Annotated in this window: 14 protein-coding genes and 1 tRNA gene; 11 read left to right on the top strand and 4 right to left on the bottom strand. The window is 66.7% G+C overall.

What is annotated here, in order from left to right; all coding sequences use genetic code 11:
- A complete protein-coding gene (locus tag KNW02_RS07860; protein ID WP_216032713.1) occupies positions 1-1,269 on the top strand; it encodes a dihydrolipoamide acetyltransferase family protein in 1,269 nt (422 codons plus the stop codon).
- Between the two features lies 1 nt (position 1,270).
- Complete coding sequence (gene lpdA, locus KNW02_RS07855; RefSeq protein WP_216032712.1) at positions 1,271-2,626, top strand: dihydrolipoyl dehydrogenase; 1,356 nt, start codon at positions 1,271-1,273, stop codon at positions 2,624-2,626.
- A gap of 142 nt (positions 2,627-2,768) precedes the next feature.
- Here the strand turns inward: lpdA and KNW02_RS07850 are convergent.
- Positions 2,769-2,853, bottom strand: a tRNA-Leu gene (locus tag KNW02_RS07850).
- A gap of 290 nt (positions 2,854-3,143) precedes the next feature.
- Between KNW02_RS07850 and KNW02_RS07845 the strand changes: the two genes are divergently transcribed.
- The 9 genes from KNW02_RS07845 to queG all read left to right on the top strand — a co-directional run bounded on the left by KNW02_RS07845 (position 3,144) and on the right by queG (position 15,248).
- The gene (locus KNW02_RS07845) at positions 3,144-4,130 is read left to right on the top strand and encodes a complex I NDUFA9 subunit family protein (RefSeq protein WP_216032711.1); all 987 of its coding nucleotides are present in this window, start codon (positions 3,144-3,146) and stop codon (positions 4,128-4,130) included.
- Complete coding sequence (locus KNW02_RS07840; protein ID WP_431356748.1) at positions 4,130-4,927, top strand: undecaprenyl-diphosphate phosphatase; 798 nt, start codon at positions 4,130-4,132, stop codon at positions 4,925-4,927. Before KNW02_RS07845 ends, KNW02_RS07840 begins: the two co-directional genes overlap by 1 nt.
- A gap of 158 nt (positions 4,928-5,085) precedes the next feature.
- On the top strand, positions 5,086-6,570 hold the full coding sequence (locus KNW02_RS07835; RefSeq protein WP_216032710.1) for an NAD(P)-dependent oxidoreductase: 1,485 nt from the start codon (positions 5,086-5,088) through the stop codon (positions 6,568-6,570).
- Between the two features lie 10 nt (positions 6,571-6,580).
- On the top strand, positions 6,581-7,384 hold the full coding sequence (locus tag KNW02_RS07830; protein WP_216032709.1) for a hypothetical protein: 804 nt from the start codon (positions 6,581-6,583) through the stop codon (positions 7,382-7,384).
- A complete protein-coding gene (gltB, locus tag KNW02_RS07825; RefSeq protein ID WP_216032708.1) occupies positions 7,381-11,919 on the top strand; it encodes a glutamate synthase large subunit in 4,539 nt (1,512 codons plus the stop codon). Before KNW02_RS07830 ends, gltB begins: the two co-directional genes overlap by 4 nt.
- 170 nt (positions 11,920-12,089) lie before the next feature.
- Complete coding sequence (locus tag KNW02_RS07820) at positions 12,090-12,611, top strand: DUF1269 domain-containing protein (protein ID WP_216032707.1); 522 nt, start codon at positions 12,090-12,092, stop codon at positions 12,609-12,611.
- 49 nt (positions 12,612-12,660) lie between these two features.
- On the top strand, positions 12,661-13,395 hold the full coding sequence (gene mtgA / locus KNW02_RS07815; RefSeq protein ID WP_431356747.1) for a monofunctional biosynthetic peptidoglycan transglycosylase: 735 nt from the start codon (positions 12,661-12,663) through the stop codon (positions 13,393-13,395).
- Positions 13,396-13,474: 79 nt separating this feature from the next.
- Positions 13,475-14,161: an FtsZ-binding protein FzlA gene (fzlA, locus tag KNW02_RS07810; RefSeq protein WP_216032706.1), complete on the top strand. Its 687-nt coding sequence runs from the start codon at positions 13,475-13,477 to the stop codon at positions 14,159-14,161.
- On the top strand, positions 14,139-15,248 hold the full coding sequence (queG, locus tag KNW02_RS07805) for a tRNA epoxyqueuosine(34) reductase QueG (RefSeq protein ID WP_216032705.1): 1,110 nt from the start codon (positions 14,139-14,141) through the stop codon (positions 15,246-15,248). The genes fzlA and queG overlap by 23 nt, the downstream gene beginning before the upstream one ends.
- Here the strand turns inward: queG and KNW02_RS07800 are convergent.
- The 3 genes from KNW02_RS07800 to KNW02_RS07790 all read right to left on the bottom strand — a co-directional run bounded on the left by KNW02_RS07800 (position 15,245) and on the right by KNW02_RS07790 (position 20,434).
- Entirely contained in the window at positions 15,245-18,895 is a 3,651-nt protein-coding gene (locus KNW02_RS07800; RefSeq protein ID WP_216032704.1) for a calcium-binding protein, read from the bottom strand. The genes queG and KNW02_RS07800 overlap by 4 nt on opposite strands.
- 120 nt (positions 18,896-19,015) lie before the next feature.
- The gene (gene cobA, locus KNW02_RS07795) at positions 19,016-19,774 is read right to left on the bottom strand and encodes a uroporphyrinogen-III C-methyltransferase (protein WP_216032703.1); all 759 of its coding nucleotides are present in this window, start codon (positions 19,772-19,774) and stop codon (positions 19,016-19,018) included.
- A 108-nt stretch (positions 19,775-19,882) separates the two neighbouring features.
- Positions 19,883-20,434, bottom strand: a complete 552-nt coding sequence (locus KNW02_RS07790) for a glutathione peroxidase (protein WP_216032702.1) — start codon at positions 20,432-20,434, stop codon at positions 19,883-19,885.
- Positions 20,435-20,496 lie beyond the last annotated feature (62 nt).

Here is a 20,496-nt window from a genome sequence, read left to right as displayed (position 1 = left end):
ATGGGCATCTATGCAATCCGCCTGCCGGATATCGGCGAGGGCGTGGCCGAGGCCGAACTGACCGAATGGCATGTGAAACCCGGCGACGTGGTGCGCGAGGACGACGTTCTGGCCGCCGTCATGACCGACAAGGCCGCCATCGAGGTCCCGAGTTCGGTTTCGGGCACGGTGGTCGATCTGGGCGGCGAGATCGGCGACATGATCGCGGTCGGCGCGGTGCTGATCCGGCTGGAGGTCGAGGGCGAGGGCAACGAAACCGCAGCAGCCACGGCATCGAAGCCGGCCGAGGCCCCGAAGGTCGAGGAGGCCGCGGCAGCCCCTCAGAAGCCCGAACCCAAACCTGCGGCCAGGCCGGCCGCGAAGCCGGCCCCTGCCCCGTCGGTCGCCCGGGCCAAGGGCACCCGGCCTCTGGCCTCGCCCTCGGTCCGGGCGCGGGCGCGCGAGGAAGGCATCGACCTGCGCCATGTGCCGGGCAGCGGCCCCGCCGGACGGATCAGCCACGCCGATCTGGACGGGTTCATCGCCTCGGGCGGGATCCAGCAGGGCGGCGTCACGCGCGGCAGGAATACCGGCATCGAGGAGATCCGCGTCGTCGGCATGCGCCGCCGGATCGCCGAAAAGATGGCGCTGTCGAAATCGCATATCCCGCATATCACCATCATCGAAGAGGTCGATGTCACCTCGCTGGAGGAATTGCGCGGCGCGCTGAACAAGAAATACAAGGACAGCCGGCCCAAGCTGACCGTCCTGCCCTTCCTGATGCGCGCCATCGTCGAGGCGGTGCGCGAGCAGCCGGACCTGAACGCCCGCTATGATGACGAGGCCGGCGTGATCCAGCGCTATGGCGGCGTCCATATCGGCATCGCCACGCAGACGCCCGCCGGGCTGAACGTGCCGGTGATCCATCACGCCGAGGCCGGCAGCCTGTGGGACAACGCCGCCGAGGTCTCGGCGCTGGCCGAGGCTGCGCGCGACGGCTCGATCTCGCGCGAGGCACTGGCCGGCGGGACGATCACCATCACCTCGCTGGGGCCGCTGGGCGCGATCGCGACGACGCCGATCATCAACTATCCCGAAGTGGCCATCGTCGGCGTGAACAAGATGGCGGTGCGCCCGGTCTGGGACGGCCAGCAGTTCCAGCCGCGCAAGATGATGAACCTGTCCTGTTCCTTCGATCACCGGGTGATCGACGGCTGGGACGCGGCGGTGTTCGTGCAGAAACTGAAAACCCTGCTGGAAACTCCGGCCATGCTGTTTGTCGAGGGCTGAAATGACTGATCTGACCTGCAAGCTTCTGGTGATAGGCGCCGGGCCGGGCGGCTATATCTGCGGCATTCGGGCCGGGCAGTTGGGCATCGACACCATCGTCGTCGACCCGCAGGCGCCGGGCGGCACCTGCCTGAACGTGGGCTGCATCCCCTCGAAGGCGCTGATCCATGCCGCCGACGAGTTCCACAAGATCGCCCATGCGCCCGCCGGCCCCTTGGGGATCTCGGTCACCGCCCCCGCCATCGATCTGGCCAGAACCGTCGCCTGGAAGGACGGTATTGTCGGGCGCCTGAACAGCGGCGTCACGGGCCTGCTGAAGAAGGCCGGTACCCGGCTGGTCCGGGGGCAGGCCGAATTCGTCGACGGCAAGACGGTGAAGGTCACCGATGGCGATGAGACGCGGCGGATCCGCGCCGAATATGTCGTCATCGCCACCGGCTCGGCCTCGGTCGAGTTGCCCTTCATGCCCTTCGGCGGGCCGATCCTGTCCTCGACCGATGCGCTGGCGCTGACGCAGGTGCCGGCGCGGCTGGCCGTGGTCGGCGGCGGCTATATCGGGCTGGAGATCGGCACCGCCTTCGCCAAGCTGGGCGCGGAGGTCACGGTGATCGAGGCCGAGGACCGGATCCTGCCGCAATATGACGCGGCGCTGACCCGCCCGGTTCTGGCGCGGCTGAAGGCCCTGGGCGTCGAGGTCAGGACCGGCGTGAAGGCGCAGGGCTATGAGGGCGGCGCGCTGCAGACCGATGTCGGCGCCATCCCCGCCGACAAGGTGCTGGTCACGGTCGGCCGCCGCCCGCGCACCGGCGGCATCCGCATCGAAGAGTTGTCGCTGACCATGAACGGCCCGTTCATCAGGATCAACGGCACCTGCCAGACCTCGATGCGCGGCGTCTATGCCATCGGCGATGTCACCGGCGAGCCGATGCTGGCCCACCGCGCCATGGCGCAGGGCGAGATGGTCGCCGAGCATGTCGCAGGCCACAATGTCGCCTGGGACCGGCTGGCCATGCCGGCGGTCTGCTTCACCGATCCCGAGATCGTCACCTGCGGCGCCCTGCCCGGTGTCGAGGGCAGCAAATCCGCCGAATTCCCCTTCCAGGCCAATGGCCGCGCCATGACGACCGAACGCGAGGACGGCTTTGTCCGCGTGGTCTGGCGCGAGGCGGACAAGGCGGTGCTGGGCATCCAGGCCGTCGGCGCCGGCATCTCGGAATTGTCGGCGGCTTTCTCGATGGCCATCGAGATGGGCGCGACGCTGGACGATATCGCGTCGACGATCCACGCCCATCCGACGCAATCCGAAGGGTTGCAGGAGGCGGCGCTGCGCGGGCTGGGCCACGCCCTGCATATCTAGCGACCGTGGCCGTGCAGCAGGCGCGGGGCGGTTTCGGGCCGCGCGCCCTGCCGGACACGGCCCCGTTGCCCGAGCGTTCCGGAACCGGTTCAGAAGCGAAAAAGCAAAAACCCCGCAGCTTCGGAAAGCTGCGGGGTTTTTATGGTGCCCAGGAGAGGACTCGAACCTCCACGCCTTGCGGCACACGGACCTGAACCGTGCGCGTCTACCAATTCCGCCACCTGGGCAGGTGGTGTGAGCGGGGTCTCTAAAGCCAGTCGTCAGGGGCGTCAATGGGGGGCCGGGAAAATTCTTGACCTTCCGCTTGTTTTTCGCGCGGCCCGCGGTTCGGGCTGCCCGGAAGGGGTTTCGAAGCCCGGCCAGCACCGCCGCCGCCCCCGGAATCCGCGGCCAGTCTGTGCCCGCGCGGGACGGTTTTACCGGAATGCGGCAATCGGCGCCGGTCGCGCGACTTGTCGCGCCGTCCGGGCTTGGGTATTGGATTCTTCAGACGCGGCACAATGGAGGCGAGGAGCCCATGGCGAAACTGGTCACGATCTTTGGCGGGTCCGGTCTTGTCGGCCGGCAGGTGGCCCGGCTGATGGCGAAACGGGGCTGGCGGGTGCGCATCGCCGTCCGGCGGCCGGACGAGGCATTGTTCACCCGAACCTATGGCGCCGTCGGCCAGGTCGTGCCGGTGCTGTGCAATATCCGCGACGAGGCCTCGGTCCGCCGCGCGATGTCGGATGCCGATGCCGTCGTCAACTGCGTCAATATCGAACGGACCGAGGGCAAGAGCACCTTCCAGACGGTGTTCGAGGATGGTGCCGGGAACATCGCCCGCCTTTCGAAGGAAATGGGCGTGGCGCGGGTCGTGCATATTTCCGGGCTGGGCGTCGATCCCGACTCGGCCAGCCGTTATGTCGCCGCCAAGGCGCGGGGCGAGGCCGCGATGCTGGCGCATCGCCCCGATGCGGTGGTGCTGCGCCCCTCGGTGATCTTCGGGCCCGACGATCATTTCTACAACCGCTTTGCCAGTTTCGCTCGGCTTGGCCCGGTGATGGCGATCGCGGGCGGCAACACCCGGATGCAGCCGGTCTTTGTCGATGATGTCGCCCAGGCCGCCGTTCTGGGCGCCACCGGCGAGGCCGAATCCGGCATCTACGAGCTTGGCGGCCCCGACATCCTGACGCTGCGCGAGATCGTCGGCCAGGTCCTCGAGGTCACGCATCGCCGCCGGCTAGTGCTGAACATGCCCTTCTGGCTTGCCCGGATCGGCGCCACCCTGCTGGACGGCCTGCAGTTCATGACCGGCAGACTGTTCGCCAACAAGATACTCGGCCGGGATCAACTGGTCCTGCTGCAAAGCGACAACGTGGTCAGCGAGGGCGCCCGCGGCTTTGCCGACCTGGGCATCCAACCGACCGCCGCCGAGGCGGTTCTGGAGGACTATCTGTGGCGCTTCCGGCCCTCGGGCCAGTATGACGCCATCAAGGATTCGGCGAAGAACCTGCGCAGCCTCTGATGGAAGCCAATACGCTGGTTGCTGCCGCGCTCGGGCTGCTCGAGGGCCTGACCGAGTTCATTCCCGTCTCGTCCACCGGCCACGTTCTGCTGGCCGGGCATTTTCTGGGCTTCCAGTCGCCGGGGCGCGCCTTCGAGGTCGTGATCCAGCTTGGCGCGGTGCTGGCCATCCTCGGCGTCTATGCCGGCCGGATCTGGCAGATCCTGTCCAGCGCCCCGCGCGATCCGGATTCGCGGCGCTTCATCGCGGCGGTGCTGCTGGCCTTCCTGCCGGCGGTGGTGGTCGGCGTCGCCGCGCATGACATCATCAAGACGGTGCTGTTCGAGACACCGATGCTGATCGCGGCGATGCTGATCCTCGGCGGCATCATCTTGCTGTTCGTGGACCGCTGGGCCCGGCATCCGCAATATTTCCGCGCCGAGGATTTCCCGCTGGCGATGGCCTTCAAGATCGGCCTGATCCAGTGCCTTGCGATGATCCCCGGCGTCTCCCGCTCGGGGGCGACGATCGTCGGCGCCCTGCTGCTGGGGGCGGACAAGCGGTCTGCGGCCGAGTTCTCGTTCTTCCTGTCGATGCCGACCATGCTGGGGGCCTTCGCCTACGATCTCTACAAGAATCGCGACGTGCTGGACGCCGCGGCCCTCGGGGATATCGCGATCGGCTTTGCCTGCGCCTTCGTGACCGCCGTTCTCGTCGTGCGCTGGCTGCTGGGTTACGTGTCGCAGAAGGGCTACGCCCTGTTCGCCTGGTGGCGAATCATCGTCGGCGCCCTTGCCATGCTGGCTCTTTCTGCATGAAGGTAACTTGTGCTGACCTAAATTCACGATCCGGGGCCGATAAATAATCCCCGCAGTTCAATATTCCTGCATTTAGGTCAGCATAGCTGACTTTTAATCATCTTCGCCTTGCTTTATCAGGACTGCGGGAGTTCCTGACATTGGAAGGTTGCGCAGCAATGGCCACGCAGAAGATGCTGAAATTCGTCCATACGCCGCGCGAGATGCCGGAGAAGCGGACGGCGGTGGAGCGGAGCGAGGACTTCCACGAGATTTACCGCGAATTCGCCGCGGCCAAGGCGGCCGAGCAGGCCGGTCGCTGCAGCCAGTGCGGCGTGCCCTATTGCCAGAGCCATTGCCCGCTGCACAACAATATCCCCGACTGGCTGCGCCTGACCGCCGAGGGGCGGCTGGAGGAGGCCTATCACCTCAGCCAGTCGACCAATACCTTCACCGAGATCTGCGGCCGCATCTGCCCGCAGGACCGGCTCTGCGAAGGCAATTGCGTCATCGAGCAGTCGGGCCATGGCACCGTCACCATCGGCGCGATCGAGAAATACCTGACCGACACCGCCTGGGAGCGCGGCTGGGTCCGGGCCATCGCGCCGCGGCAGGAGCGGTCCGAAAGCGTCGGCATCATCGGCGCCGGCCCCGGCGGGCTGGCGGCGGCGGATGCGCTGCGCCGGCAGGGTTTCCAGGTCACCGTCTATGACCGCCACGACCGCGCCGGCGGGCTGATGACCTATGGCATCCCCGGCTTCAAGCTGGAAAAGGACGTGGTCCTGCGCCGCAACCGGCAACTGGAAGAGGGCGGCGTCGAGTTCGTGCTGAACTGCAATGTCGGCGAGGATATCAGCTTTGACGCCATTCGCGGCAAGCATGACGCGGTGCTGATCGCCACCGGCGTCTACAAGACCCGCGATCTGGACATCGACAACGCCGAGGCCGGCGGCGTGGTCCGCGCCATCGACTATCTGACCGCCTCGAACAAGGTCGATTTCGGCGACGAGGTACCCGATTTCGAGGATGGCGAGTTGAACGCGCGAGGCAAGAACGTCGTCGTCATCGGCGGCGGCGACACGGCGATGGACTGTGTCCGCACCGCCATCCGGCAGGGTGCCCAGTCGGTCAAATGCCTGTATCGCCGCGACCGCGCCAATATGCCGGGCAGCCAGCGCGAGGTGCAGAATGCCGAGGAAGAGGGCGTCGAATTCGTCTGGTTGTCGGCGCCCGGCGCCTTCTCGGGCCATGTCACCGGCGAGGCCGCGACCGCGCAGGAACGCGACGTGGACGGCATCGGCCGGATCGGCGCGGTGCGGGTGCAGAAGATGCGCCTTGGCGCCCCCGATGTCAGCGGCCGCCAGTCGCCCGAACTGATCGAGGGCGCCGATTACGACGAACCGGCCCAGCTGGTCATCAAGGCGCTTGGCTTCGAGGCCGAGGATCTGCCGAAGCTGTGGAACACGGACGGGCTGGAGGTGACCCGCTGGGGCACGGTCAAGGCCGACTTCCAGACCCACCGGACCTCGATCCCCGGCGTCTATGCGGTGGGCGATATCGTGCGCGGCGCGAGCCTTGTCGTCTGGGCGATCCGCGACGGGCGCGAGGCGGCGGAATCGATCGCCAGTTTCCTGACCGGCGACGCCCGCGTGGCCGCCGAATGAGGATGCATGCATGATGCACCGGACAGGCACAGGATGTGCACAGACTGTACACCGGCAACGCACGCAGGGTGTTGCGCGGGCCAGGGACGCGCGCCAGCACGGGTCAGCCCTGCTGGCCCTTCTGCTGCTGAGCGCCGCCGCGCTGACCCTGACCGCCCTGCCCGGCCGGTCCGCGACCTTCAAGCCGCCGCAGGATTGCCGGCTTGAGGTGACGGCGCAGAACCGCGGCTGCACGGTCAGCCAGTATTACCGCTGCGGCGGCGATCCCGAGGGCGACCAGCGCAGCGCGATCTTCGGGCAGGACGGGCTGACCCATCTGTCGCGCATCGACGGCGAGACCCGCTGGGTCGAAAGCAGCGATCCCGAGACCGGGCTGGAGGATCGGCTGATCGACGAGGCGCGCGACCATGCCAGCTTTTCGACGCTGATCGCCACCGGCCGCGACGATTTCGACTTCTGGACCGAATCGAATACCGGCGAGCGGCTGCACCATGTCGGCGAGGACATCCTGACCGGCGAGACGGTCAGCGTGGACGGGGTCGAACTGGAAAAGACCCGATTCCGGCTGGTCACCCGCGACAGTTCGGGCGAGGTGCTGATCACCCGCGAGGGCCAGCAGTTCATCAGCCGCAGCCTGCGCCGCTTCTATGGCGGGATCGAGACCCAGAGCGACTGGACCGGCGAGAACCGCCGCACCGATGACAGCCCGGTTCTCTTCAGCTTTCCCGGCGAGGCCGGATTCGGCGAGACGACACCACAATTCGACTGCGATCAGCTGATGACGCAGCTTCAGCTTGAAAGGGCCCAGCTATGAGCAAGGACTGGCAGCATCAGGAACAGGCCCGCCGCGACTGGATGGCCGAGAACAGCCTTTACCGGCACGAGGACGAGCATTCCTCGTGCGGGGTGGGCTTCGTGGTCAGCATCGACGGCAAGCCCAGCCGGCAGGTGGTCGAGAACGGCATCGACGCGCTGAAGGCGATCTGGCATCGCGGCGCCGTGGACGCGGACGGCAAGACCGGCGACGGCGCCGGCATCCATGTGCAGATCCCGGTGCCCTTCTTCTACGATCAGGTCCGCCGCACCGGGCACGAGCCCGATCAGGACAAGCTGATCGCGGTCGGCCAGGTGTTCCTGCCGCGGACCAATTTCTCGCAGCAGGAAACCTGCCGGACCATCGTGGAATCCGAGGTCCTGCGCATGGGCCATTACATCTATGGCTGGCGCCACGTCCCGGTGAACACCGCCGTTCTGGGCGAAAAGGCCAATGCCACCCGCCCCGAGATCGAGCAGATCCTGATCCGCTGTGAAAAGGACATCGACCAGGTCCAGTTCGAGCGCGAACTTTACATCATCCGCCGCCGGATCGAGAAGGCGGCGGTGGCCGCGCAGGTCACGCAGCTTTACTTCTGCTCGCTCTCCTGCCGGTCGATCATCTACAAGGGGATGATGCTGGCCGAGCAGGTGGCCGAATTCTATCCCGACCTGAAGGACGAGCGTTTCGCCTCGGCCTTCGCCATCTATCACCAGCGCTATTCGACCAATACCTTCCCGCAATGGTGGCTGGCCCAGCCCTTCCGCATGCTGGCCCATAACGGCGAGATCAACACGCTGAAGGGCAACCTCAACTGGCTGAAAAGCCACGAGATCCGCATGGCCAGCAATGCCTTCGGCGAGATGGCCGAGGATATCAAGCCGATCGTGCCGGGCGGGTCGTCGGATTCGGCGGCGCTGGACGCGGTGTTCGAGCTGATGGTCCGCTCGGGGCGGTCCGCGCCGATGACCAAGACCATGCTGGTTCCCGAAAGCTGGTCCAAGGCCACCACCGACATGCCCAAGGCCTGGGCCGACATGTATGCCTATTGCAACGCCGTGATGGAGCCCTGGGACGGACCGGCGGCCCTTGCCATGACCGATGGCCGCTGGGTCTGCGGCGGGCTGGACCGCAACGGGCTGCGGCCGATGCGCTATGTCGTGACCGGCGACGGGCTGCTGATCGCCGGATCCGAGGTCGGCATGGTGCCGATCAACGAACATAACGTGCGCGAAAAGGGCGCGCTTGGTCCCGGCCAGCTGATCGCGGTCGACATGGCCGAGGGCCGGATGTACCGCGATGCCGAGATCAAGGACCGGCTGGCCGCCAGCCAGCCCTTCGGCGAGTGGCTGGAGAAGGTCATCGACCTCAGCCACATGATGAAGGACCTGCCCGAGGATGCCGCCTATCGCGGCGAGGCCCTGCGCCGCCGCCAGGTCGCCGCCGGCTATACCCTTGAAGAGATGGAGCATGTGCTGTCGCCCATGGCCGAGGACGGCAAGGAGGCGATCGCCTCGATGGGCGACGACACGCCGCCCGCCGTGCTGTCGGGCCAGTACCGGCCCCTGAGCCATTTCTTCCGCCAGAACTTCAGCCAGGTCACCAACCCGCCGATCGATTCGCTGCGCGAAACCCGGGTGATGAGCCTGAAGACCCGGTTCGGCAACCTGAAGAACGTGCTGGAGGAATCCAGCAGCCAGACCGAGATCCTGCTGCTGGAAAGCCCGTTCGTGACCAATTCCGAACTGGTCGAGATGTGCCGCACCTTCGGCGACAGCGTCACCCGCATCGACTGCACCTTCCCGGCGGGCGCCGGTCAGGAGGCGCTGGCCGAGGGGCTGGCGCGGATCCGCGCCGAGGCCGAGGATGCCGTGCGCTCGGGCGCGGGGCATCTGGTGCTGACCGACGAGCATCAGGGCGAGGCGCAGATCGCCATGCCGATGATCCTCGCGACCAGCGCGGTGCACAGCTGGCTGACCCGCAAGGGGCTGCGGACCTTCTGCTCGATCAATGTGCGCAGCGCGGAATGCATCGATCCGCATTACTTCGCGGTGCTGATCGGCTGCGGCGCGACCACGGTGAACCCCTATCTGGCGCAGGACGCGATCAGCGACCGGATCGAGCGGGGCCTGCTGGAATCGAACCTGTTCGACGCGATGAACAGCTATCGCGAGGCGATCGATTCGGGGCTTTTGAAGATCATGGCCAAGATGGGCATCTCGGTGCTGTCCTCCTATCGCGGCGGGCTGAACTTCGAGGCCGTGGGCCTGTCGCGGGCCATGGTGGCGGAATATTTCCCCGGCATGCACAGCCGCATCAGCGGCATCGGCCTGCACGGGCTGCAGGCCAAGCTGGAGGATCTGCACGGCAAGGCCTTCGGCGCGGCGAATGTCGAGCTGCTGCCGGTCGGCGGCTTCTACAAGATGCGCCGCTCGGGCGAGAAGCACGCCTGGGAAGCCAATACCATGAAGCTGCTGCAGGTCGCCTGCGAGAAGGCGTCCTATGACGTCTGGAAGAAATACAGCGCCACCATGCGGGCCAACCCGCCGATCCATATCCGCGACCTTCTGGACATCAAGCCCCTCGGCAAGCCGGTGCCGATCGAGGAGGTGGAATCGATCACCTCGATCCGCAAGCGGTTCGTGACCCCAGGCATGAGCCTTGGCGCGCTGTCGCCCGAGGCGCATATGACGCTGAACATCGCCATGAACCGGATCGGCGCCAAGTCCGACAGCGGCGAGGGCGGGGAAGATCCGGCCCATAGCGCGCCCTTGCCGAACGGCGACAACCCCTGCGCCAAGATCAAGCAGGTGGCCTCGGGCCGGTTCGGGGTGACGGCGGAATATCTGAACGCCTGCGAGGAACTGGAAATCAAGGTGGCCCAGGGCGCCAAGCCCGGCGAGGGCGGGCAACTGCCCGGCATGAAGGTCACCTCGCTGATCGCGCGGCTGCGCCATTCGACGCCGGGGGTCACGCTGATCTCGCCGCCCCCGCATCACGACATCTATTCGATCGAGGATCTGGCGCAGCTGATCTATGACCTGAAGCAGATCAACCCGCGCGCCAAGATCACGGTCAAGCTGGTCGCCAGTTCCGGCGTCGGCACCATCGCGGCGGGCGTGGCCAAGGCCAAGGCCGACGTGATCCTGATCTCGGGGCACAATGGCGGCACCGGGGCATCGCCCGCGACCTCGATAAAGTTCGCGGGGCTTCCCTGGGAGATGGGCCTGACCGAGGCGCATCAGGTGCTGGCCATGAACCGCCTGCGCGAGCGGGTCACGCTGCGCACCGATGGCGGGCTGCGCACCGGCCGCGACATCGTCATGGCGGCGATGATGGGGGCCGAGGAATACGGCATCGGCACCGCCGCCCTGATCGCCATGGGCTGCATCATGGTCCGGCAGTGCCAGTCGAACACCTGCCCGGTGGGCGTCTGCACCCAGGACGAAAAGCTGCGCGCGATGTTCACCGGCAGCGCCGATAAGGTGGTGAACCTGATCACCTTCTACGCGCATGAGGTGCGCGAGATCCTGGCCAGCATCGGCGCGCGCAGCCTTGACGAGGTGATCGGCCGGGCCGATCTCCTGACCCAGGTCAGCCGCGGCGCCGCGCATCTGGACGATCTGGACCTGAACCCGCTGCTGATCACCGTCGATGGCTGGGACAAGATCGTCTATGACCGCTCGCGCCCGCGCAACGCGGTGATGGACACGCTGGACGCCGAGATCATTCGCGATGCCGAGCGTTTCTTCAGCGATGGCGAGAAGATGCAGCTGTCCTATGCGGTCCGCAACACGCTGCGCACCATCGGGACGCGCACCTCCAGCATGATCGTGCAGAAATTCGGGATGCGGAACAAGCTGCAGCCCGATCACCTGACCGTGCGGCTGACCGGCAGCGCCGGGCAGTCGCTGGGCGCCTTCGCGGCACCGGGCCTGAAGCTGGAAGTGTCGGGCGATGCCAATGACTATGTCGGCAAGGGCCTGTCGGGCGGCACCATCGTCGTGCGCCCGCCGATGGCAAGCCCGCTGGTGGCCGAGGACAACACGATCATCGGCAATACCGTCCTCTATGGCGCCACCGACGGCCATCTGTTCGCCGCCGGCCGCGCGGGCGAGCGTTTCGCGGTCCGCAATTCCGGCGCCAAGGTGGTGATCGAGGGCTGCGGCACCAATGGCTGCGAATACATGACCGGCGGCGTCGCGGTGATCCTTGGCCGGATCGGCGCGAATTTCGGCGCCGGCATGACCGGCGGCATGGCCTATCTCTATGATCCCGAGGGCCTGGCGCGCGACTATATCAACGCCGAGACGCTGCTGCTGTGCCCGGTGACGCAGGATCACTGGGAGGCCGAGCTGAAGGGCCTGATCGAGCGGCACCTGAAGGAAACCATGTCCCGCAAGGCCGAGAAGATCCTGCAGGACTGGGATCAGGAAAAGGCGCATTTCCTGCAGCTTTGCCCCAGGGAAATGCTGCCCCACCTGCCCTATCCCGTCGCCGAGATCGCGGAAATCCGCGCGGTGCCGGCGGAATAGTCCCGGCCATCTTGCAATGACGACAGGGATGCGGCCCCCGGCGGGCCGCATCTTTCGTTTTGGGGGGCAAGACGAATGACGTCGCGGCACAATCCTTGCGCCGGAACCTTCATCCGGGCGATACGTTGCCGGGAGAGGATCGCGCGTATCGGACGGATAGGAGAACCGCCATGTCAGACCTGATCGTGATTGCCTTCGACGACGAAGCCACCGGTTTCGAGCTGCGCACCGAACTGGTGAAGATGCAGCAGGAATACCTGATCGAGATGGAGGACGCCGTCGTCGTCACCCGCGCGGCCGAGGACGATATCAAGCTGCATCAGGCCGTGAACCTGACCGCCGCCGGCGCCGTTGGCGGCGGCTTCTGGGGCACGCTGGTCGGGATGCTGTTCCTGAACCCGCTTCTGGGCGCGGCGGTCGGCGCGGCCTCGGGCGCGCTGGCCGGGCGGCTGTCGGATGTCGGCATCAATGACAACTTCATGCGCGATGTCGCCCAGGCGCTGCAGCCCGGCGGCTCGGCCGTGTTCGTGCTGGTGCGCAAGATGACCGGCGACAAGGTGCTGGAGCGGCTGGAACAGTTCCACAAGCGCGGCCGCGTGTTGCGCACCTCGCTGTCGCGCGAGAACGAGGACAAGCTGCGCGAGGCGCTGTCGGGCGAGGCCCGGCCCGCCGCCGATCCGGCGGTGTCGTGACCGCGCGGCGCGCTTGACGCCGGGCCGGGGGGCGTGACAAAGCCGGGACATGTTCCTGCGCAGCCTGTTCCGTCCCCCTGCCACCGAGATGCCCGCGGATGCGGCGGCCGGCCCCGGCGCGGTCCGCTGGCGCCCGCTGCGCCGGGTCCTGATCTGGCTGCGCTGGTTCGGGTTGCGCGCCCTGGCGCTGATGGCGGTGCTGGTGGCGATCTATGCGCTGGTGAACCCGCCGACCACCTGGACCATCGTCGCCGCCTCGCGCAGCGATCCGATCAGCACCCGTGACTGGGTCGATATCGGCGATATCGCCCCGGTCATGCGCCGCTCGGTCGTGGCGGCGGAGGATGCGAATTTCTGCCTGCACTGGGGCTTCGACATGAGCGAGATCCGCAAGGTCGTGGCCTCGGGGTCCAGCCGCGGGGCCTCGACCATCACCCAGCAGACGGCCAAGAACGTGTTCCTGTGGCAGGGCCGCAGCTGGCCGCGCAAGCTGCTGGAGACGATCTATACCCCGCTGATCGAGGCGCTGTGGTCGAAACAGCGCATCCTCGAGGTCTATCTGAACGTGGCCGAATTCGGCCCCGGCATCTTCGGCATCGGCGCGGCGGCGCGCGAGTTCTATGGGGTGACGCCGGCGCAGCTGACCGCCCGGCAGGCCGCCCGGCTGGCCGCGGTGCTGCCGGCGCCGAAATCGCGCGATCCGAACCGGGCCTCGGCGCGGTCGCGGGCAATTGCCGACGGCGCCGCCACGATTGCGCGGGACGGGCGCGCGGATTGCCTGTAGGGGGCGCCTTGCAGTTGAAACGCAAGGGGTCGAGGCTTATCAAGGCGCCGTTGCGCAACGAAGAGGTCTCAGGCAGTCGATGAACACCAATACGCAGACCACGCGGCTTTACCATACCATGCTGTCGCCCTTCTGCCGGAAGGTGCGGCTGGTTCTGGCCGAGAAGAAGATCGAGGTCGAACTGGTCGAGGAACGCTATTGGGAGAATCCGCCCGACCTGAAGCGCCGCAACCCGGCCGGCAAGCTGCCGGTGCTGCGCTATCGCGGCAACCTTCTGGCCGAAAGCCAGGCCATCGTCGAATATCTGGACGAGGCGGTGCCGGCCCCACCCCTGATGCCGCAGGCCCCGCTGGAGCGGCATGAGGTGCGCCGGCTCTGCGCCTGGTTCGACGACAAGTTCAATGCCGAGGTCACCCAGCCGATCCTGGGCGAGCGGGTGTGGAAGAAGATCACCCGCACCGGCTATCCCGACAGCCGCGCGGTCAAGGACGGGCTGCGGGCGATCAAGGAGCATGTGGACTACCTGACCACATTGCTGGAAAGCCGTCGCTGGCTGGCCGGAAACACGCTGTCGCTGGCCGATTTCACCGCCGCGGCGCATTTCTCCTGCCTGGACTATATCTCGGACGTGGACTGGGACCGCTCCGAGATGCTGCGCGACTGGTATGCGACGATCAAGTCGCGCCCGGCCTTCCGCGGCGTCCTGGCCGACCAGATACCCGGCATCCATCCGGCCCCGCACTATGCCGAACTCGATTTCGGATAGGGCCGACAGCCCTCCGCCGTCGGCCGATGGCGATCCCTGCCCGGACAGGCGGGCAGAGGAGATCAAGCAGGCGCTTGCGGCCGAGGCGGCCGAGGCCGGTTTTGCGCGGATGCGCGTGACCACGCCCGATGCCGTGCCCGAGATCGCCGGGCGGCTGCGGGCCTTCCTTAAGGCCGGGCGGCACGGGCAGATGGGCTGGATGGCCGAACGAAGCCATTGGCGCGGCGATCCCGCAGCACTCTGGCCCGAGGCGCGCTCGGTGATCATGCTGGCCGAACTTTACACGCCGGACCACGATCCGCTGGCGGTTCTGGAACAGCCGGACCGGGCGGCGATCAGCGTCTATGCGCAGGGCCGCGACTATCACGACCTGGTCAAGAAACGGCTGAAACGGCTGGGCCGCTGGCTGCTGGAACGCGCGCCCGGCGAGGCGATCAAGGTCTTCGTCGACACCGCGCCGGTGATGGAAAAACCCCTGGCGCAGGCGGCGGGCCTGGGCTGGCAGGGCAAGCACACCAACCTTCTGTCGCGCGATCTGGGCAGCTGGTTCTTTCTCGGCGCGATCTTCACCACCGTTGCGCTGCCCGCCGATGCCCCTGAGGTCGAGCATTGCGGCTCCTGCCGGGCCTGCCTCGACGCCTGCCCGACCGGGGCATTCCCGGCGCCCTTCCAGCTGGATGCGCGGCGCTGCATTTCCTACCTGACGATCGAGCACAAGGGGCCGGTCGATCCCGAATTGCGGCCGATGCTGGGCAACCGCATCTATGGCTGCGACGATTGCCTGGCCGCCTGTCCCTGGAACAAGTTCGCCCAGGCCGGGTCCGAGATGCGTTATCGCGGCATTGTCGAGGCGCCGCCGCTGGCCGAGCTTGCGGTGCTGGATGACGCGGATTTCCGGGCCCGTTTCTCGGGCAGCCCGATCAAGCGGATCGGACGCGACCGCTTCGTGCGCAACGTGCTCTACGCGATCGGCAATTCCGGCGATGCGTCGCTGCAGGCCATTGCCCGGGACCTGATCCACGATCCCGACACGGCGGTCGCCGATGCCGCACAATGGGCGGTGCAGCGGCTGGCCGGCACGGGCTAAAGCAGGAAGTCGTCGCCCGACAGGCGCAGATGACCGGCAAGCCGGATGGTCATGTCGGCCCCGCCGTCTCCGTTCAGATCCACCAGGACATGCGTTTCGCTGCCGACATAGGTCCAGCGCAGCTGATGATCGTCGCGGAATCCGTATCGGCCGATATAGCGCAGATCCAGCGCCACGAGGTCCAGATGGTCCGCGCCGGGCCGGAAATCGAGGATCAGATCCGCACCAGCGCCGTTGCGGCTGTCAGCGGCCGAATGGTAGCGGAAGATATCGCGACCGTTCCCGCCACTCAGCCGGTCCGCGCCCGCACCGCCGACCAGAAGATCGGCGCCACCGCCCGCGATCAACCTGTCCGCACCATCGCCGCCGAGAAGGCGATTGTTGCCCGACAGATCCTGAAGAAAATCGTTACCCGCGTCTCCGCTCAGCGTGTCGTTCTCCGTCCCGCCGAACAGCTGGTCATGACCCGCACCGCCGAAGAGCCGGTCTGCGCCGATATCCCCGATCAGCGTGTCATTGTCATTGCCACCATAAAGGCTGTCACTGCCCCCCCCTCCCCTCAGCAGGTCGCGGCCAGTATAGCCCACCAGATAGTCCGCGCCGCCACCCGCGATCAGCGTGTCGGTGCCGGCGCCACCCAGAAGCCGATTGTTGCCCGAGAAATCTTCAAGACGATCGTTGCCGGCTTCGCCCGTCAGAAAGTCGTTCCCGGTCCCACCGAACAGCTGATCGTCACCCGCCCCACCAAAGAGCCGGTCTGTGCCGGCATCCCCGAAAAGTGTATCATTGTCATGCCCCCCATGGAGACTGTCACTGCCGCTGCCCCCCCGCAGCAGGTCGCGGCCGGTATAGCCTACCAGATAATCCGCGCCGCCACCCGCGATCAGCCTGTCCGCACCATCGCCGCCGATAAGGTGATTGCTCCCCGAAAGATCTTGAACAAGATCATCGCCCGCTTCCCCGCTTAGGGTGTCGTTCCCCGGCCCACCGAACAGCTGATCGTGACCTGCACCGCCGAAGAGCCGGTCTATGCCGGTATCCCCGACCAACGTGTCGTTGTCATTGCCCCCATAGAGGCTGTCATTGCCACCGCCACCCCGCAACAGGTCGCGGCCGGTATAGCCTACCAGATAATCCGCGCCGCCACCCGCGATCAGCGTATCGGCACCATCGCCCCCGAGCAGGCGATTGTTACCCGACAGATCCTGAACGAGATCGTTGCCCGCGTCGCCGGTCAGGAAGTCGTTTCCAGGCCCGCCAAACAACCGATCGTTGCCGGAGGCCCCATGTAGACGGTCGTTGCCGGTGTCGCCCACGATGTAGTCCGCTCCACCACCCGCAATCAGCGTATCCGCACCATCGCCGCCAAGAAGGTGATTGTTGCCTGAGAGATCCTGCAGAAGGTCGTTGCCCAGGGATCCGCTCAGGACATCGTTCCCCTCCCCGCCGAACAGGCGGTCATTGCCATCACCGCCATCCAGGCGATCCGCACCGGCATCGCCCACAAGGGTGTCGTCGCCGGCATCGCCGAACAGCCTGTCGTCACCGTCTCCTCCGTAGAGTTCATCCCTGCCGCCGCCGCCGCGAAGCAGGTCGCTGCCGGCGAGGCCATGAAGCGTGTCCTGCCAATTCCCGGCCAGCAGGGTGTCGTGGCCGTCGCCGCCGATCAGGCGGTTGCTGCCCGACAGGTCCTCGAGACGGTCGTTGCCCGCGTCGCCGACAAGGGTGTCGTCACCGGAATCGCCGAAAATCTGGTCGTTCCCATCCCCGCCGTAGAGACGGTCACTGCCGCTGCCGCCCCGGATCGTGTCGGCGCCAAACCCGCCATAGATCAGGTCGCTGCCGCCTTCGCCAAGCAGGGAATCATCTCCGGCATCACCGAAGAGCGTGTCCCTGCCCTCACCTCCGGACAATTCGTCCGCACCGTCGCCGCCGCGCAGGACGTCGTGCCCGCCCTCGCCCAGGGCCGTATCATCACCCGCGCCTGCCGATACCGTATCATCCCCGCCGCGCGCGACGATATAGTCGTCGCCGGCCCCGCCCAGCATGGGTTCCGGCGTGTCCTTGCCGAAGAGCCATCGACCGATGGTCGAGGGCAGATCCTCGGGCGTGATTTCGGCCGGGTCCAGATCCTCCATCAGGTAATGCGCGATCGGGAACATGTCGTTCGTGAAATCGGCCTCGGTCAGCGGCTGCCCGTCGCTGGTCCGGATTTCGATGACCGTGTCGCCATAGCTGATCAGGATGCCATTGCCCTGCGGCTGAAAGGTCAGCTGCCACATGCTCCAGATCATCTCGAGCATGGACAGGTCCAGCCGGTCCACACCGGGCTGGTAATCCTGCAGGATGATGCGCCCCTCAAAGCGCGAGGCCACGAAGATGTCGGCGCCCGCGCCGCCCACCAGGGTGATATTCTCGCCGCCCGCCACAAGGATGTCGTCGCCGTCATTGCCCCGAAGCAGGGTGGTGCCGGGCCCGGCCCGCAGCAGGTCACTGCCCGCCCCGCCCTCGACGCTGCCGGTTCCGGCATTGCCGGTCGCACCGATACTGCCGGGATCAAAGCTGAGCTGGGTCACGCCCGCTTCGGTGGAACTGGCCGCGAACAGCACGATCTTGCCGTCGATCACCTGCGCCTCGATCGCGCTGACACCGGTCAGGGCCATGTCGTTCGTATCGAGGATGCTGTCGAGATGCAGAAGCCGGCCGTCGGGCAGGACCGTGAAGACGCTGATCCCGGCATCCACGCCCGCGGCGAAGACGAAGCCGCGCCCCTCGACCACCACGGTCGCCAGTGCCGTCACCGACTGAAAACGGGTGGTCAGCGCATCGATGACGTGATCCGCCACCGTCAGCCCGCCATCGGCCGCAAGCCGGAACACGGTCAGCGAGGACGAAGCTGATGCGGCGACCACGAGAAAGGTCTCGCCGCCGAATTGCAGCGGGGCGATATCGGTCGGGGTGTAATATCCGGCGCCCTGTGCGGCGGCATGCACGGTGCCCGCGACCAGAACCCCATCCTCTGCGATCAGATGGGTCGAGATGAAATTGCCGCCCGACGAGATCACCGCAAGGATCCGCTGGTCGCCGACGGTGACGTCGATGATCTTGTCCAGCCCGGCCCATTCGATCCCGGTCGCGGCGCGCAGATCGACCGACGAGCGCACCGCAAGACTGCCATCGGACAGAATCGCATGAACCGTCAGTGTCAGGCCGTCGCCATGGCCGGAATAGATGAAGTTCCCCGCCTCGCTGCGGAACTGGCCAAGCGCCGAGATCCATGTGCCGATCTGGGACACCCCGAGAAGGCGGTCAAAGCCGCCCAGATCGCCCTCGGAACTGGTGGCGAGCCCAAGCCCCTCGGCGCCGCTCAGCTGGCCCAGATGCAGGTAGGTTCCAGACCCGAGGTCCAGCAGCGCCAGTTCGGGGTTTCGCTGATAGCCGAAATCGCCAAGGTAGGGCTGGCTGTCGATCAGTTCCAGCGGCGCGTCGGGATCGGCGAAGGCAAAGCTGGTCACCCCGCCGCCGATATGGGTGGCGCTGAACAGGACATGCTGGTCGCCGATCCTGGCAATGACCAGATCGGTGATATTCGACAGCCAGCTTGTTTCCGTGGTCCCGAGGGTCACCACGTGACGATAGGCGAGCATGTCCCGTCCGCGTGAGGTTGATCGACAGGCCCGATTCTAGGCGCACCCGTTTAACAAGCCATTCACGCAAGGCAGGGGACCACCCCTCAAGTACCGGGCATTTTAGCGGACCCGTCCGGATCAGCCCTTGCCGGCAGTGCCGGTTCCGAAGGCCAGCGGGCCATAGAGGATCAGCCCCGGCTGGACCACCTGCGCCCCCTCCATCATCTGCGCCAGTTCATCCACCGTGGTCCGCAGAAGCCGCTGGTCGGGATGGCCGACGGATTCGGCGAACAGCGCCGGCGTGCTGCCCGGCAGGCCATGGGCGCGCAGGCCCTGGGCCAGTTTCGGAAAGCTGCGCTGGCCCATGAAGACCACCGTGGTCACCGCCGGGTCGGCGATGGCGGCCCAGTTGATGTCCTCGGGCAACTCGCCTGTCACATCGGCCCCGGTCACGAACTGCACCCGCCGCGCGGTCAGCCGCCGGGTCAGCGGGATGCCCGCCGCCGCCGCCGCCGCACTGGCCGAGGTGACGCCGGGCACGATCTCGAAGGGGATGCCCGCCTCGGTCAGGGCCAGCAGCTCTTCTTCCAGCCGCCCGAAGATGCCGGCATCGCCCGATTTCAGCCGCACCACCCGCCGCCCGGCCTGGGCATGGCTGACCAGCAGCGCATTCACATGCTCCTGCTTGGCCGAGGGGCGACCGGCGCGCTTGCCCACCGCGATCAGTTCCGCGCCCGGTCCGACCTGCTGCAGCACCGGGCCGGAGGCCAGATCGTCGAACAGCACCACCTCGGCCTCGGCCAGCCGGCGGGCGGCCTTCAGCGTCAGCAGTTCGGGATCCCCCGGACCGGCGGAAACAAGCGACACGAAACCGGTGGGTTGGGCAGAATCGGACACGGGGCAGGACCTTCGCAACAGAACTTGCCCCAGCTATAGCAGCCGGGTCCGGACAGACAATGCCGCCCGTTCCGGCGCCGGTCCGCACGGCGTCGCGACCGGCGCCTTTCAGGCCGAAAGATAGGGGGCGAAGGCTGTGTGAATGGTCTTGCCGTCGGGCTTGGTGAAGGAACCCCAGGTGCCGAGGATCTGCCCGTCCGGCCCCAGCAGAACCTTGGCGAAGTTCCATTTCGGCACGAAGCCGGTCTGCTGCCGCACCCAGGCATAGAAGGGATGCACCTCACCCCGGGCGACCGGCAGGATGTCGGTCATCGGCAGGGTGATGCCATATTCGAGGGTGCAATATTCCTTGACCTTCTTCGCGTCCTCCAGTTCCTGATCGAAATCGTTCGAGGGCACGGCCAGCACCACCAGCCCGCGCGGGCCGTATTCCTCGTGCATTGCCTGCATGTCGCGCAACTGCCCGGCAAAGCCGCAGAGCGAGGCGGTGTTGACGACCAGAACCGGACTGCCCCGCCAATCGACGGAGTCGAGTGCGCCGCCATCGATCGAGGGGAAGGTGAAACCCGGCGCCGGCGCGGCGCGGGCGCGCTGCAGGCCGATGCCGGTGACGACGGCGGGGATCACGGTCGCAAAGCTCAGAAACAGACGGCGGCGCATGGCAGTGGGCCTTTCTCTGTTGCAGGGTCGGAATCAACCATAGCACAAGCCAGGCGGGACAT

Source organism: Paracoccus marinaquae, assembly GCF_018860165.1.
In the GTDB taxonomy this organism is placed as follows: Bacteria; Pseudomonadota; Alphaproteobacteria; order Rhodobacterales; family Rhodobacteraceae; genus Paracoccus; species Paracoccus marinaquae.
This window is presented reverse-complemented; position numbering and strand designations above follow the sequence as displayed.